Source organism: Streptomyces sp. NBC_00513 (assembly GCF_041431415.1).
Lineage (GTDB): Bacteria > Actinomycetota > Actinomycetes > Streptomycetales > Streptomycetaceae > Streptomyces.
The window spans coordinates 5,719,458-5,734,175 of record NZ_CP107845.1; the positions used below are offsets into that span (position 1 = coordinate 5,719,458).

Genomic DNA, 14,718 nt, shown 5'->3' on the forward strand with positions numbered 1-14,718 from the left:
CGATGACCGCTGACTCCTCCTCCGAAAGGCGCTACGCACGCGCCATGTCCAGCCTTCGAGGGCTGGCACTGGGTGATGCCCTGGGCTCCCAGTACTTCGTTCCCGTGAACTATCCACGGCTCAAGCGGCGTGAGGTCCCCGCCGGCACCGAGCCCTGGCAATGGACCGACGACACCGAGATGGCCTGCTCCGTGGTGGCGGTGCTCGCCGAGCACGGGCGCATCGACCAGGACGCGCTCGCGCTGTCCTTCGCCCACCACCACGACTTCGACCGCGGCTACGGGCCCGCCGTGAACCGGATGCTGCGGCTGATCCGAGAAGGCGCGGACTGGCGCACGCAAGCGGCCGAACTGTTCAACGGCCAGGGCTCGTGGGGCAACGGGGCCGCCATGCGGATCGCGCCTCTGGGCGCCTGGTACGCGGACGACCCCGAGCAGGCCACGCACCAGGCCGAGATCTCGGCGTACACCACCCACCAGCACCGCGAGGCGGTCTGCGGAGCGATGGCCGTCGCCGCGGCCGCCTCGCTGGCGGCGGCTCCGGCCGGCCCGCCGAAGGCCGCCGACCTGTTGGACGCGGTGATCGCGTTGGTGCCGCGCAGCGCGGTCGGCGCCGGACTGCGACGGGCGCGCGGGATGCTCGACTACGACGACGCGACCACGGTCGCGGCGGTCCTGGGATGCGGGCGGCGTACGAGTGCCCACGACACGGTGCCGTTCGCGCTGTGGTCGGCGGCCCGGTCCCTGGACGACTACGAGCGGGCGTTCTGGACCACCGCGCAGGTGGGCGGGGACGTGGACACGACGTGCGCGATCGTCGGCGGAGTCCTGGGCGCGCGGGGGGACGCGGTGCTGCCGGAGGCGTGGCGCTCGCGCACCGAGGCCCTTCCCGCGTGGTTGCCGGACGCGGCGCGGTAGTTCGTCCGGTTCGGATCTTCCGGGTCGAGGGCGCCCGAGTACCCCTGGTACTCGGGCGCCCTTCGCGTTGTCCTGCCGAGGGGCGGCACCCGTGCCCTGCGCCCGGTGCGACGGGGCCGCTCCGGTTTGTCACGGTCCTGACACAAGGCCTTCTTGAATATGTTCAAAACTGGCTGGCCCCGGCCTACCCTGTCCGCTTCGCCGCTCTCAACTCCCGCATTCCGGGCGCGGCTGACAGGGGAGGGACCTGATGTCTGAGAACGCCGACAAGGCGAAACGCGATGCGACCGGAGGCGAGGCCGCCGCCGGGCGGCCTGCGGAGTCCGGGACCGGTATGCCGGGCGCCGGGGCTCCCGGGGCGGGGGCCCCGGGAGCCACCACCCGTGGAACCGCTCCGGTCGAGCAAACCGCTCCGGCTCAAGGCACCGTTCCGGCCGACGCCGCGAGCCCCGGTCCTGTGGCCGCGCCGCCGCCTGCCCCTCCCGGTTCGCCGGGTTTCGACTCCGTGACCTGGCACATCTGGGTGGCTTAGCAGAAGGGCCCGCGGTGGCAGCAGGCCCAGGCCGAGGCCGCGGCGCGGGCGCAGGCGTCGATGGCCCGCCGGGTCCGGTCCGCACAGCCCGCCCCGATCCGCACCGTCACCCTGGTCGCCGTGCTCGTCGCCGGTCTCGCCACGGCGGTCCTCCTCGGCGACGGCGTCGGGCCCCGGACTGCTCCTCGCCGCGCTGCCCGCCATGGTCGCCGCGTACGTCTCCGCCCGTGCGGCCGGTCGTACGATCCGACCCTGGACCGTGGTCTGGTCCCTGGGCTGCGTGGCCCTGCTCGCCGTCCCGGCCCTGCGCGACTCCGCCTGGCCGTCCACGCTCGCCGTCCTCGCCGCCGTCTCGCCGGCCGCGCTGGCCCTGCACGGAACCCGCCGCTGGCCGGGCGTCCTGCTCAGCCCGCTCGGCTTCGTCGACACCGCGATCACAGGCGTCGGCTGGGCCTGGGAAGGGGTGCGTTCGCGCGGCGGCGGCGTGGCCCGTACGCGTTGGCTGCCCATCGCCAAGGCGACGGTCGTGGCCGTCGTCCTCCTGTTCGTGTTCGGGGCGCTGTTCGCCTCCGCCGACGCGGCCTTCGCGGACCTGCTGGGCGGTCTGACCCCGGACATCTCCGTCGGGGAGAGCCCGTTCCGCGTCGCCCTGTTCCTGGTGGGCGCGCTCTGCGCCCTCTCGGTCGCCCGGACCGCCGCCGCGCCGCTGCGCTGGGACCGCGTCTCGACGACCCCGGGCAAGCCGCGCTCCCGCGTGGAGTGGGCGCTTCCGCTCGTCGTGCTCAACCTGCTGTTCGCGGGGTTCATCGCGGTGCAACTGGCCGTCCTGTTCGGCGGGTACGACAAGGTCCTGGAGCGCACGGACCTGACCTACGCCGAGTACGCCCGCCAGGGCTTCTGGCAGTTGCTCTGGGCCACCGTGTTCGTTCTGGTCGTCATCGCCCTCGCCCTGCGCTGGGCACCCCGCGGCGGTCCGGGCGACCGCCGCTTCGTCCGGGTGGTCCTGGGCACCCTGTGCCTGCTGGCACTGGTCGTGGTCGCCTCCGCGGTGCGCCGGATGGACCTGTACGTGGACGCGTACGGGCTGACCCGGCTGCGCCTGTCGGTGGTCACCTTGGAACTGTGGCTCGGGCTCGTGATCGTGCTGCTCATGGCGGCCGGCGCGTTCGGCGGGCGTTGGCTGGCTTGTGCGGTGGCCGGCAGCGCCGCCGCTACCGTCCTGGCCTTCGGGCTGATGTCCCCGGACGGGATCATCGCCGAGACGAACGTCGCCCGGTACACGTCGGACGAGAAGATCGACGTGGAGTACTTCCGCCATCTGTCGGCCGATGCGGCACCCGCCCTGGACCGCCTGCCCGAACCTCAGCGCTCCTGCGCCCTGATCGGCGTCCGTGACGACCTGGCGGAGTCCGAGGGCGCGCCCTGGTTCGCGACGAGCCTGGCGCAGTCCCGAGCGCGCCGCATCCTCGACGCGCGCCCGGTCACGGCCACCGCACACGACTGCGTACGGCTCGGCCTGTACGGCGGCCGCAGCGAGTACTGACACCCGTACTGAAACGCGCACGAAGGGGGCGCCGGAGGAGGACGCCGCCGTGCCGCACGGCATCCGGCGGCCCCTCATCGGGCCGTGCTCAGCCCACGGGCCGCGTTGGACCGACGGGCCGTGCTCAGCCCACGGGGCCGGCCTTCTCGGCGGTTCCGTTGAGGGCCTCCAGGTCGCTCTTGCGCACCCGGATCACCAACAGCGCCGTGGCCAGGGCGAGCCCGGCCATCGCCACGGCGGCGATGAACGCGGTGGAGATGCCCTGGGTGAGGACGATGTCGCCCCACGGGTCGGGTAGCTGGCCGGTCGCCTTGAAGGCCGCCAGTTGCTCCGGTTCCGCCTGCGCCAGGAACGCGGGGACCTGCCTTTCGACCTCGTCGCGACCGGCCGTGCCGAAGACGGTCACCAGGATGGACAGGCCGAGCGAGCCGCCGACCTGCTGGGCGGCGTTGAGCAGACCGGAGGCAGCACCGGCCTCCTTCGGTGCCACCCCGGAGACGGCGGTGAGGGTGAGGGTCACGAAGTTGAGCCCCATGCCGAAGCCGAAGAGGAGCATCGGGCCCAACACCCCGGACACGTAGGAACTGTCCGTCCGGATGAACGTCAGCCAGGTCAGGCCCGTGCCGGTGAGCGCGGACCCGAGGACCATGAAGGGCTTGGGTCCGAATCGCGGAAGGAAGCGTTGCGAGAGACCGGCTGCCGTCACGATGGCGACGGTGACCGGCAGGAAGCCGAGTCCGGAACGGATCGGGGAGAAGCCGAGCACGTTCTGGACGAACTGGACGATGAAGAAGAACATGCCGAACATCGCGGCTGCGAGGCCGAGCATGATCACGTAGGTGCCGGCGCGATTGCGGTCGGCGAACATCCGCAGCGGGATGATCGGTTCACGTGCCCGCGATTCGACGATCACGAACAACCCCAGGAGCACGACGGCGGCGGCGAAGGAAGCGAGGGTGAGCGCGTCGCGCCAACCGTCCTCCGACGCGAGGATGAAGCCGTAGACGAGCGAGGCCATGCCGCCGGTGGACGTGAGGGCCCCGGCGATGTCGAAGCGACCGGGATGACGTTCGGACTCGCTGATGTAGAGCGGCGCGAGGACGGCGATCAGGATGCCGATCGGCACGTTGACGAAGAGGACCCAACGCCAGTCGAGCCACTCGGTGAGCATGCCGCCCGTCAACAGGCCGATCGCGCCGCCACCCGCCGAGACGGCGGCGAACACGCCGAAGGCGCGATTGCGCTCGGGGCCCTCGGCGAAGGTCGTGGTGATCAGGGCGAGCGAGGTCGGTGAGGCGATCGCCCCGCCGACCCCCTGGAGGGCGCGGGCCGCCAGCAGTTGCCAGGGCTCCTGGGCGAAGCCGCCGAGGAGCGAGGCGAGGGTGAAGAGCAGGATGCCGGTGATGAAGACGCGGCGCCGCCCCAGGATGTCGCCGGCCCGGCCGCCGAGCAGCAGCAGGCCGCCGAAAGCCAGGGTGTACGCGCTGATCACCCATGACAGGTCGGTGGTGGAGAAGGAGAGCGCGGTCTGGATGTGAGGGAGCGCGATGTTCACGATCGTCGCGTCGAGAACCACCATGAGCTGGCAGGCGGCGATGACCGCGAGTGCCACTCCCGGGCGCCCGGGATGTCGGGCGGCGCCGGGTATTCGGGGCGTGGCCAGTTGAGTGCTTGTCACTGAGGATCCCCCCAAAGTGAAATAGTGAACGCATCCGTTCACTGCGGGTCCACGGTAGGAGCCGGCGCTTAGTGAACACAAGCGTTCACTAAGGCTGAAAATTCGTGCGACGGACGCACGGGGCGGTGGGAGGTGTGGGGCATGACGGGTTCACGCTGGTCGGAGGCCGCGCCGGGGCGCAGACGGGGTCCGGAGCTCGAAAGGGCGATTCTCGACGCGGCCTTGGAGCAGTTGAGCACCGTCGGGTGGAACGCGCTCACGATGGAGGCCGTCGCGGCGGGCGCGCGCACCGGGAAGGCGGCCGTCTATCGGCGCTGGCCGTCGAAGGCGGAACTCGTCGTGGAGGTGCTGCGGGCCGGATTGCCGTCACTGGGTGAGATCGAGGATCACGGATCGATTCGTGAGGACCTCCACCACCTGTGTGCGCGGATGCGTGACGTGATGAGGTCGCGAGCCGGTGAAGCACTGCGTGCGGTGCTTCACGAATGTGATCACATCCACGCCGATCGCTTTCGGGGGGTGATCTGGAAGGGATTGCACGAACCCGCTCAAGACCTGATCAGGGACCTGGTGGAACGCGGAATCAAGCGGGGTGACGTCCGTGAGGACGCGGCGGCTCCGTTCGTCACCGACGTGATCCCGGCCATGTTCATGTATCGCGCAAAGGTGTACGGAAGCGAATGGGAGGACCCCGACATCGCGGAACTGATCGACCGCGTCATGGTGCCGATGCTCAGACCCTGAACCGGCCGGACGGTCACGCCGCACGCCCCGGCCCGGGGCGGGGTGTGCAGGGGGCGCGGGGCGGCGTAACCTTGCTGGCGCCATGCCGTACGAAGCACCCACCCACGCCGTCGAACGCTCCCTCCGTGCAACCACCGGCGCCAAGGTCATAGCCGGGGTCGACGAAGTCGGACGAGGGGCCTGGGCCGGACCCGTCACCGTGTGCGCGGCGATCACCGGCCTGCGCCGGCCGCCCGCGGGACTCACCGACTCCAAACTGCTCACCCCCAAGCGGCGCGAGGCGCTCCTCGACGTCCTGGAGGACTGGGTCACCGCGCACGCTCTCGGGCACGCCTCCCCCGAGGAGATCGATGCGCTCGGGATGACGGCGGCCCTGCGGCTCGCCGCGGTGCGAGCCCTGGAATCCCTGCCGGTGCGGCCCGACGCGGTGATCCTCGACGGCAAGCACGACTACCTCGGTTCGCCCTGGCGGGTCCGCACGGTGATCAAGGGGGACCAGTCCTGCGTCGCCGTCGCCGCCGCCTCCGTGATCGCCAAGGTCCGGCGCGACCGGATGATGGCCGACCTGGCCGAACAGGGCGGCGGAATCGAGGACTTCGCCTTCGCCGCGAACGCCGGCTACCCCTCGCCCGTGCACCGCGCGGCGCTGGAGGAGCTGGGGCCCACCCCGTACCACCGGCTCTCGTGGTCGTACCTCGACGCGCTGCCCCGTTGGCGGCACCTCAAAAAGGTGCGCCGCAGCGAGGAGAGCGTGGAGCTGGAAAACGGAGGCCAACTCGGGTTCGATTTCTGATCGCGTCCACGTGCCACCCGCCGGTACGTTTCGTACCGGTGTTTGAAAGATGTCAACTCAAGCCTCTCAACCGAGGAGCCTCAGATTCACGAGAGTGCCCAGGGTCCCCGCGTCACGCCGGCCGCGAGCCGCACCGCGCAGACCCCCCGCCCCGTACCTGGTCCGCGTCCCGCCGCCGTACCCCGGCCCGGACGCCCCGGTCCCGCCCGACCCGCCCCGCCCGCGCAGCGCGCGGCGCAGGCCGCCCCCGGACCCGTCCCCGCGGCCCCCGAGGCCACCGTCCCGTCCGTCTCCGAGGCGGTCCCGCAGGTCCAGCTGATTCCGGCATCCGCCGAGGGCGCGCTGGACGCGGCCGAGGAGGCCGTGGACCTGCTGCTCGACACCGGGCGCGCGCCCGGCGACATCCTGGTGCTCACCACCGGCGACCCGCACCCGTGGGCCGCGCACGAACTGTCCTTCGGCGAGGCCGCGTACTGGGCCCAGCACGATGCCGGGGACGACGTCTTCTACGCGGACGCGGCGCAGGTCCAGCGCGCCGCCGGCCGCCCCGTCGTGGTCTTCGCGGTCAACGGCGGATCGGTCGAGGACGCCGCCCGCACGCTGCCGGTCGCACTCACCCGGGCCGGCACGCTGCTGATCGTGTGCGGCGACGCGCAGCGGATCAACTCCGTGCTGGGCGCGGGCGTCTGACGCCCGTCTCCCGGTACGGACGGGGGCGGGGCAGGCCGTGAGGCAGCCCCGCTGAAGTCCGAGGTCCCACCCGCCGCACGCCCGGTTCCTCGGGCGCGGCCGTGAGGGCTGCCCGTGGGTGTGTGGTGTGCGCACGCCCCGGACAGGCTTGTGGTGCCGGGTGGGTCGGGTTCGTACGCCCGTCCGCGTGCGCGCACCCCACCGGGCCGCACCCCACCGGTCCGCAGGCCACTGGTCTGTGGATTGGTGGGGTCCGCGCACGCGGTGTACGCGGACCCGAGCGAGGCGGTGCGGATCCGTGCCCCGCCGGCGGTGCGTCGATCAGCGCGCGGCGGTACGCCGCAGCGCCTCGGCCGCGCCGCCGCCGGTACGCAGGCTCATCGGAGCGAACTCCGCCACGGTCGAGCCCAGCGGCTCCGGCCGGGAGTCCGATCCGGGCCGCCGCCCGCCACGGTCCTCGCCCAGGACCTGCCAGCCGCCCGGGGTCAGCGTGATGTAGGCGCCGCAACGCAGCCCGTGCAGGGTGCAGGCGTCCCGCAGCCCCCACATCCAGGCCCCGTCCTCCTCGGTCCACCGCTCGTCGCCGTCACGGCAGTACATCAGCACCGCCGTCCGCACCGGCGTCCGTCGACGCAGGTCGTGCGGGAGCACCCGGCGCAACCGCGACAGCAGGGCGTTGCGGTACTCCCAGCCGTCGGCCGAGGCCGACCGCTGGACGAACGATGCGCTGGCGACCAGGCGTTCGTCGGGACCGAGGACGGCGATCACCGCGGTGGTCGGCACCGGACCGTGCCGGGCGTGCAGACCGGTGACGATCTCGCGGGGATTGGTCAGCAGGGGCACCCCGGCCGACGTCCACTCGGCCGGTTCGAGAAGTCTTCCGTGCCGGATGGCGCCGCCGGTGGCCGTTGTCAGGGACGTGGTGGAGCTCGGGGCGAAACCGAAGGTCACGGTCCTCCCTTCGGGTACACGCCCGCGTACGGGCACGGCTGGGATGCGGGCGCGCCGCAGCACGGCCCTGGAGAGTGCCGGCGAGCCGAGCGGGAGCACTCCGATTCTCGCGTGGCCCGCGAGGATGGGGCAATGAGCATTTGAGGCTGCCGACCGGAATTCGCCGGTATGCCGCTCATATCCTTGCCCCGCCACGCCGAAGATGACGCATCCGTTACGGCTGAAGCGCGAGTACCAGCGGAAACACCCCCTTCGCACCGGCCCGGCGGAGCAGCCTGGCAGCCACCGCGAGCGTCCAACCGCTCTCCGCGCGATCGTCCACCAGAAGAACCGGACCCGGAGTCTCGGCCAGCGTCGCCGCGAGGGCCGGAGGCACCGTCAAGGCCTGGTGGAGCCCCCGAACCCGTTGGGCACTGTTCGACGAAGGCAGGCCGAACTCCGGTGCCTGGTCGGTGTACGCGAGCGAGCCCAGCAACGGCATCCGTCCGATCTCCGCGATCCGCGCGGCGAGCGAGCCGACCAACTGGGGACGCGAGCGCGACGGCAGGCAGACCACACCCGCCGGACGGGCGGGGGCGTCCGCGGCCCCGGAGGCCCAGCCGCCCGGCCCCCGCGCCCAGTCGGCCAGGACGGCCACCACGGCCTGCGCGACATCGTCCGGGACGGGCTGGTCGGGTGCCTGCGGGGCGAGCATCGGGCGGAGCCGGTTGCCCCAGCCGATGTCGGAGAGGCGGCCCAGGGCCCGTCCGGTGGCGGACTGCTCCCCGGCGGGGATCCGGCCCTTGAGGTCCACGCCCACCGCCACGAGCCCGGTCGGCCACATCTTGCGCGGTTCCAGTTCCACGCCCGGACGCCCCAACTCGCCTCGGGCGGTGTCCAGGGCCGTGCCGGAGACCTCGGCGGTGAACCGGGCCCCGGCGCAGTTGTCGCAGCGCCCGCAGGGTGCCGCCTCCTCGTCGTCGAGCTGGCGGCGCAGGAACTCCATGCGGCAGCCGTCGGTCGCCGCGTAGTCGCGCATGGCCTGCTGCTCGGCGGAACGCTGACGCGCCACCCACGCGTAGCGCTCGGCGTCGTACGCCCACGGCTCGCCCGTCGAGGTCCAACCGCCCTTGACCCGGTGCACCGCGCCGTCCACGTCGAGCACCTTGAGCATCGTCTCCAGGCGGGTGCGGCGCAGATCGACCAGCGGTTCCAAGGCGGGCAGCGACAGCGGGCGGCCCGCCTGGGCCAGGACGTCGAGGGTGCGGCGGACCTGCTCCTCCGGCGGGAAGGCGACGGACGCGAAGTACTGCCAGATGGCCTCGTCCTCCCGGCCCGGCAGCAACAGGACCTCAGCGTGCTCCACCCCGCGGCCGGCGCGGCCCACCTGCTGGTAGTACGCGATGGGGGAGGAGGGTGACCCCAGGTGCACCACGAACCCCAGGTCGGGCTTGTCGAAGCCCATGCCCAGGGCAGAGGTGGCCACCAGCGCCTTGACCCGGTTCGCCTGGAGATCGTTCTCCGCCTGCTCGCGGTCGGCGTTCTCGGTCTTGCCGGTGTACGAGGAGACGGTGTGACCGCGGTGGCGCAGGTAGGCGGTGACCTCCTCGGCCGCGGCCACCGTCAGCGTGTAGATGATCCCGGACCCCGGCAGGTCGGTCAGGTGGTCGGCGAGCCACGCCAGCCGGTGCGCGGCATCGGGCAGGGCGAGCACCGAGAGGCTCAGGCTCTCCCGGTCCAGCGCGCCCCGCAGCACGAGCGCGTCCGTGCCGGCGCCGGTGCCCAGTTGCTCCGCGACGTCGGCGGTCACCCGGGCATTGGCCGTGGCGGTCGTGGCCAGCACGGGAACCCCCGGCGGGAGATCGGCCAGCATCGTGCGCAGCCTGCGGTAGTCGGGGCGGAAATCGTGGCCCCAGTCGGAGATGCAGTGGGCCTCGTCGACCACGAGCAGGCCCGTGGCGGCCGAGAGCTTGGGGAGGACCTGGTCACGGAAGTCCGGGTTGTTGAGTCGCTCGGGGCTCACCAGCAGGACATCGACCTCGCCGGCGGCGACCTCGGCCTGGATGCCCTCCCATTCCTCCGGGTTGGCCGAGTTGATCGTGCGGGCGCGGATTCCGGCCCGGGCGGCGGCCTCGACCTGATTGCGCATCAGCGCGAGCAGCGGCGAGACGATCACGGTGGGGCCGGCGCCGCTCGCCCGCAGGAGGGAAGTGGCGACGAAGTACACGGCGGACTTGCCCCACCCCGTGCGCTGCACCACCAGCGCCCGCCGCTTCTGCGCGACGAGGGCCTCGATCGCCCGCCACTGGTCCTCGCGCAGCCGAGCGGTGCCCGTCGGATCGCCCACCAGGCGGGCGAGTACGGAATCGGCTGAGGACCTCAGGTCTGGGTTCATGCCCCCATGCAACCTGATGGCGCCGACATCGCGCCAATGCCGGCCCCGACCTGTGGATATTGAAGATTGGACCAGTTAGGTCTGATTCGGGGAGTTATCCACAGGGGTTTCGCGATTCGCCCCCGCACGGGACCGTCGACGCATGACGACCAACCACGCGGTACCGAGCCCGTCCGACCAGCCGTCCAACGGCCCGTCCGGACCGTCCATCGAATCCCAGATCACCCTGCGCAGCCCGGCGGAACTGGCCGACGCGCTGCCCTACATGCTCGGCTTCCACCCGACCGACTCCCTTGTCATGGTCGCCGTCCACGGCGAGGGCGGCCGCTTCGGCGGTCGGCTGCGCGTCGGGATCCCCACCGCTCCGACGGAATGGGAGGAAACCGCCCGACAGGTCGCCGAAACCCTGGTCCGAGGCAGCGAACGACGCGGAGGCAAGCCCGACGGCATCGTCGTCTTCCTCTGCCAGGACCCGCGCGAAGGAGAGAGCGGACAACGCGTGATGACCCGGTTGCGACCCCTCGCCCAACGGCTCCGCTTGGCCTGCGGGACGCTGGACGTACCCGTCCTGGAGGCCCTGTGCCTCTCCGAAGGCCGCTACTGGTCCTACGTCTGCCCCGACGCGCGCTGCTGCCCGGCCGAGGGCAACCCCCTGGTCATGCCCGGCACCTCCGTGATGGCCGCCGCAGCCACCTTCGCCGGCCTGCAGGTCAGGGGCTCCCTGAAGGAGATCGAGGGAAGGCTGACCCCACTGCGCGGAGCAGCCGCCAGGGAACAGGAGGCGGCTCTGGAACGAGCCGCCGTCGCCCTGGTGCCGAAGATCCTCGACGGAGCCACGCGCGAGGAGATCGGCGCCGAGACCATCGCCCTGGCCCGCACCCTCATGCGGCGCATGACATCGCCTCCGCCGCCGGCCGCGTCGGGATCCGGCGGGGACGACTGGGACGACGCCCTTTTGGGGCACGACGAGGCGGCCGCCGTGATCATCGGCCTCCAGGATCGCGAGATCCGCGACATCGCCGCCGAATGGATGGAGGGCGAGGAGGCAGGACCCGCACTGCGCCTGTGGCGCGCCCTGGCCCGGCGCTGTGTAGGGATCTACGCCGAGCACGCCGCGGCCCCGCTCACCCTCGCCGGATGGGTCTCGTGGTCCACCGGGGACGAACCGACCGCCCGCGTCGCACTCGACCTGGCCCTGCGCGCGGACGCCGACTACCGCTTCGCCCAACTGCTCCACCACGCCTGCAACGAGGGCATCGACCCGGAGGGACTGCGGCAGTGCCTGCGCGAGGAACGGCAGCGCAGGGAGCCCCGCCGCAAGCGACCGGCCGGAGCCGGCCGCCCGCCCGGACGACGCACCAAGGCCGAGCGCCGGGACGCCCGCCGCACCACGAGGAGCGAACAGTGATCCGCTACCGGGGCCCTCTCCTGGGACGACTTCGCGACGCCCCCGGCCACCCGCCGGAGCCACACCGGGGAGAGCCACCGCCGGGGCCCGTGACCCGGGCGGGGGTGAAAACGTTCAGCTGTGGGGTGGTGGGGGCCCGGCCGCGCCGCCGCCCAGCGAAACCGACCGGAGCGCAGACAAGGCGACGCATGGCCCACCCCGTACCACCCGCCCGCAGGCCCGAACTGCCGCCCGTGCACGGAGCCGTCATCTGTCTCGCCGCGCCGTGCCTGGCCATCTCGCCCGAGCACGGCCAGCTGACCGGGCGGGGCATCGACGGGGTCTACCGCGCAGGGCTGCGGCTCCTCTCCCGCTGCGTGCTGCGCGTCGGCGGCCGGGACCCGGTGGCCGTGCAGGGGCGCAGCCTCGGCGCCGACCGGGCCGCCTTCACCGCCACGGTCCGCACCGGAGCCGAGGCCGGCCCCGACCCCGACATCGGCGTCGAGCGCGTCCGGCACGCCGACGGCACCGAACGGATCACCCTGCGCAGTTACGCGAGCCGCCCCGTGCGCCTTCCGGTGGAGCTGGCGCTCGGCACCGACCTGGCCGAACTGGCCGTGATCGCCGCTGGCCGCGCCGGGCCCGAGCTCCCCGCCGCCGTGCACGCGGCCGGGCTGCGCTGGAGCACCGGCGACACCCAGGCCGTCGTCACCGCCGAACCCGCTCCCGACGACGCGCTCGCCTCGACCGGGCTGCTGCGCTGGCAGCTCGAACTGGGCCCCGGCGAGTCCCGCACCATCGAGCTGCGGACCGGCCGGGACCGCACCACGAGGGCGTCGGCCGGTCAGGTGGCCAACCCCTTGGCCGACGCCCGGGCGGAGGGGGACGACCCGAGGGTCGAGGCATGGTTTCGGACAAGCGTGGAAGACCTGGGCGCGCTGCTGCTGAGGGATCCCGAGCAACCGGGCGACGCCTTCGCGGCTGCGGGAGCGCCCTGGCGGCTCGGCCTGGCCCCGGCGGAGTCGCTGTGGGCGGCCCGGATGGCGTTGCCGCTCGGCACCGGGCTCGCCGCGGCCACCCTGCGCGTCCTCGCCCGCGGTCAGGTCGACGGGCGCGGACCGGGAGCCGGGATGATCCCGGGACCGCTGCGCGGGGCCGGACCACAGTTGCCGCCCGGATGTACCGGGACCGAGGCCACGCTCGCCTTCCCCGCGGTCCTCGCCGAGGCCCGGCTCTGGGGTCTGCCCGAGGAGGAGGTGGCCCGGCTTCTGCCCGCCGCGGAAGCCTGCCTGGAATGGCTCCGCGGAGCGCTGGGGGAGGACGGTCTACTGGCCGACCCCGACCCGGGTCCACGACGGTGCGAGACCCAGGCCCATGCGTACCGGGCCGCGCTGCTCGGCGCCGACCTCCTCGACGGGTGCGGGCGGCCCGGCGCCGAGGAATGGCGGGACCGGGCAGCCCGACTGCGGGACCGGTTCCGGGCGGAGTTCTGGATCGACGGCCCGGACGGCGGACGGCCCGCCGCGGCCCTGCATCCCGACGGCCGCCCCCTGCTTCGCCTGACGGGAGCCGCCGCGCACCTGCTGGACACCGGACTGCTGAGCGGCGGCCGGACGGCCCCCGGCCTGCTGGACCGGACCCGTACCGAGCAACTGGCCCGGCTGCTCGGAGCACCCGCGATGGACTCGGGATGGGGGCTGCGGAGCATGTCGAGCCGAGAGCCCGGCCACAATCCGTTCGGGCACCGTTCGGGTGCGGTGCGGGTCCACGAGAGCGTCGTCGCGTTCTCCGGCCTGGCCCAGGCGGGCTTCGAGAAGGAGGCCGCCGGTCTGTTGCGGGGACTTCTCGACGCGGCCCAGACCTTCGGGTACCGGCTGCCGGAGATGTACGCCGCCGGGCAGCGCACCACGGGCAGCGCTCCGATCCCGCACCCCGCGGCCTGCCGTCCGGCCGCGGTGGCCGCCGTCGCCGGCGTCCACGCGCTGGTCGCCCTCGCGGGGATCCGCCCGGACGCCCCCGCCGGCACGGTCGCTCTACACCCGCTCCCCGGTGCCCCGCTCGGCTCCCTGAGGCTCTCGGGGCTGCGCGTGTCGGAGCAACCGTTCGGCGTCAGGGTCAGCCGACTCGGCCTCGGGATGGTGGAGGAGGCCGCTGATGTGCTCCAACTGGGAGGCTGAGTCTCGGATCACTGTCGTCGGGATCACCAAAGCCCTGTTTATCGTCAGGCAGACGACTATGATCGCGGCATGTCGCCCTACGACCCGTCGGCCTTCCCGCCCTTCGCCGTCACCGTCGACCTGGTCGTGCTCACCGTGCAGCGTCACGCGCTCTGCGCGCTGGTCGTCCGACGGGGGGAGCAGCCGTTCCAAGGACGCTGGGCGCTGCCCGGAGGCTTCGTACGCGATGACGAGGACCTCGCCGGTGCCGCGGCCAGGGAACTCGCCGAGGAAACCGGCCTCTGCGCGCACGACCCGACCGTGCCGGACGTGGGCAACGGGGCGCACCTCGAACAGCTCGCCACGTACGGAGATCCGAAGCGCGATCCCCGGATGCGGGTGGTCAGCGTGGCTCACCTGGTGCTGGCTCCGGATCTGCCCGCGCCTCGGGCGGGCGGGGACGCGAACAGCGCCCGCTGGGCCCCCGTCGACGAACTCCTCGCGGCGGGCGGGGAGGCTCCCGCCGGACTCGCCTTCGACCACGAGCGCATCCTCGCCGACGGAGTCGAGCGGGCGCGATCCAAGATCGAATACTCCTCCCTGGCCACCGCCTTCTGCCCTCCCGAGTTCACCGTCGGCGAGCTGCGAAGGGTGTACGAGGCCGTGTGGGGCGTGGCGCTCGACCCGCGCAACTTCCACCGGAAGGTCACCGGGACCCCCGGGTTCCTGGTGCCGGCCGGAGGGACCACGACCCGTCAGGGAGGCCGACCCGCCCAGCTCTTCCGAGCGGGCGGAGCGACCCTGCTCAACCCGCCGATGTTGCGCCCGGAGGTCTGACGTCCCACGGCCCCGGCGAGCGGCCCCCGCCTCGGCCGGGACCCGGGGGCGGGGGCCGTCGCAGGCCAGTCCGCCGACACCGACGCGCCTGACAGCCTCATGCGTTGAAAATCGGA

Annotated in this window: 11 protein-coding genes; 8 read left to right on the forward strand and 3 right to left on the reverse strand. The window is 72.9% G+C overall.

The annotated features are described in order from the left end of the window. Nucleotides 1–2: 2 nt before the first annotated feature. The gene (locus tag OHA84_RS26425) at nt 3–917 is read left to right on the forward strand and encodes an ADP-ribosylglycohydrolase family protein (protein WP_266950308.1); all 915 of its coding nucleotides are present in this window, start codon (nt 3–5) and stop codon (nt 915–917) included. 734 nt (nt 918–1,651) lie between these two features. Beyond that, nucleotides 1,652–2,992 carry a DUF4173 domain-containing protein gene (locus OHA84_RS26430; RefSeq protein WP_323181885.1) on the forward strand — a complete coding sequence of 447 codons (1,341 nt, stop codon included), beginning with the start codon at nt 1,652–1,654 and terminating at the stop codon, nt 2,990–2,992. Between the two features lie 124 nt (nt 2,993–3,116). Here the strand turns inward: OHA84_RS26430 and OHA84_RS26435 are convergent, their stop codons facing one another. Then, a complete protein-coding gene (locus OHA84_RS26435) occupies nt 3,117–4,670 on the reverse strand; it encodes an MFS transporter (protein ID WP_266969493.1) in 1,554 nt (517 codons plus the stop codon). Nucleotides 4,671–4,811: 141 nt separating this feature from the next. On the opposite strand from OHA84_RS26435, the gene OHA84_RS26440 reads away from it, so the two are divergent. The 3 genes from OHA84_RS26440 (at nt 4,812) to OHA84_RS26450 (ending at nt 6,897) form a co-directional block, all read left to right on the forward strand. Continuing rightward, nucleotides 4,812–5,414, forward strand: coding sequence for a TetR/AcrR family transcriptional regulator (locus OHA84_RS26440; RefSeq protein WP_266969491.1), 603 nt, complete (start codon nt 4,812–4,814; stop codon nt 5,412–5,414). 82 nt (nt 5,415–5,496) lie between these two features. Beyond that, entirely contained in the window at nt 5,497–6,207 is a 711-nt protein-coding gene (locus tag OHA84_RS26445; RefSeq protein WP_266950311.1) for a ribonuclease HII, read from the forward strand. A gap of 42 nt (nt 6,208–6,249) precedes the next feature. Then, the gene (locus OHA84_RS26450) at nt 6,250–6,897 is read left to right on the forward strand and encodes a hypothetical protein (RefSeq protein WP_053676302.1); all 648 of its coding nucleotides are present in this window, start codon (nt 6,250–6,252) and stop codon (nt 6,895–6,897) included. A 321-nt stretch (nt 6,898–7,218) separates the two neighbouring features. Here OHA84_RS26450 and OHA84_RS26455 read toward each other — a convergent pair whose 3' ends face one another. Further along, the gene (locus OHA84_RS26455; protein ID WP_053676301.1) at nt 7,219–7,848 is read right to left on the reverse strand and encodes a hypothetical protein; all 630 of its coding nucleotides are present in this window, start codon (nt 7,846–7,848) and stop codon (nt 7,219–7,221) included. A 214-nt stretch (nt 7,849–8,062) separates the two neighbouring features. After that, entirely contained in the window at nt 8,063–10,222 is a 2,160-nt protein-coding gene (locus OHA84_RS26460; RefSeq protein ID WP_266969488.1) for a RecQ family ATP-dependent DNA helicase, read from the reverse strand. 142 nt (nt 10,223–10,364) lie between these two features. Between OHA84_RS26460 and OHA84_RS26465 the strand changes: the two genes are divergently transcribed. The 3 genes from OHA84_RS26465 (at nt 10,365) to OHA84_RS26475 (ending at nt 14,602) form a co-directional block, all read left to right on the forward strand. After that, nucleotides 10,365–11,630, forward strand: coding sequence for a DUF4192 domain-containing protein (locus OHA84_RS26465; RefSeq protein WP_266969486.1), 1,266 nt, complete (start codon nt 10,365–10,367; stop codon nt 11,628–11,630). A gap of 188 nt (nt 11,631–11,818) precedes the next feature. Continuing rightward, complete coding sequence (locus OHA84_RS26470) at nt 11,819–13,786, forward strand: glycogen debranching N-terminal domain-containing protein (protein ID WP_266969485.1); 1,968 nt, start codon at nt 11,819–11,821, stop codon at nt 13,784–13,786. A 69-nt stretch (nt 13,787–13,855) separates the two neighbouring features. Beyond that, nucleotides 13,856–14,602, forward strand: a complete 747-nt coding sequence (locus OHA84_RS26475) for an NUDIX domain-containing protein (RefSeq protein ID WP_053676298.1) — start codon at nt 13,856–13,858, stop codon at nt 14,600–14,602. Nucleotides 14,603–14,718: the final 116 nt, after the last annotated feature.

Bases quoted from the DNA above. Each gene is read 5' to 3' on its own strand.
- OHA84_RS26425 (WP_266950308.1), top strand. From the start codon at position 3: ATGACCGCTGACTCCTCCTCCGAAAGGCGCTACGCACGCGCCATGTCC.
- OHA84_RS26430 (WP_323181885.1), top strand. From the start codon at position 1,652: ATGGTCGCCGCGTACGTCTCCGCCCGTGCGGCCGGTCGTACGATCCGA.
- OHA84_RS26440 (WP_266969491.1), top strand. From the start codon at position 4,812: ATGACGGGTTCACGCTGGTCGGAGGCCGCGCCGGGGCGCAGACGGGGT.
- OHA84_RS26445 (WP_266950311.1), top strand. From the start codon at position 5,497: ATGCCGTACGAAGCACCCACCCACGCCGTCGAACGCTCCCTCCGTGCA.
- OHA84_RS26460 (WP_266969488.1), bottom strand. From the start codon at position 10,222: ATGAACCCAGACCTGAGGTCCTCAGCCGATTCCGTACTCGCCCGCCTG.
- OHA84_RS26465 (WP_266969486.1), top strand. From the start codon at position 10,365: ATGACGACCAACCACGCGGTACCGAGCCCGTCCGACCAGCCGTCCAAC.
- OHA84_RS26470 (WP_266969485.1), top strand. From the start codon at position 11,819: ATGGCCCACCCCGTACCACCCGCCCGCAGGCCCGAACTGCCGCCCGTG.
- OHA84_RS26475 (WP_053676298.1), top strand. From the start codon at position 13,856: ATGTCGCCCTACGACCCGTCGGCCTTCCCGCCCTTCGCCGTCACCGTC.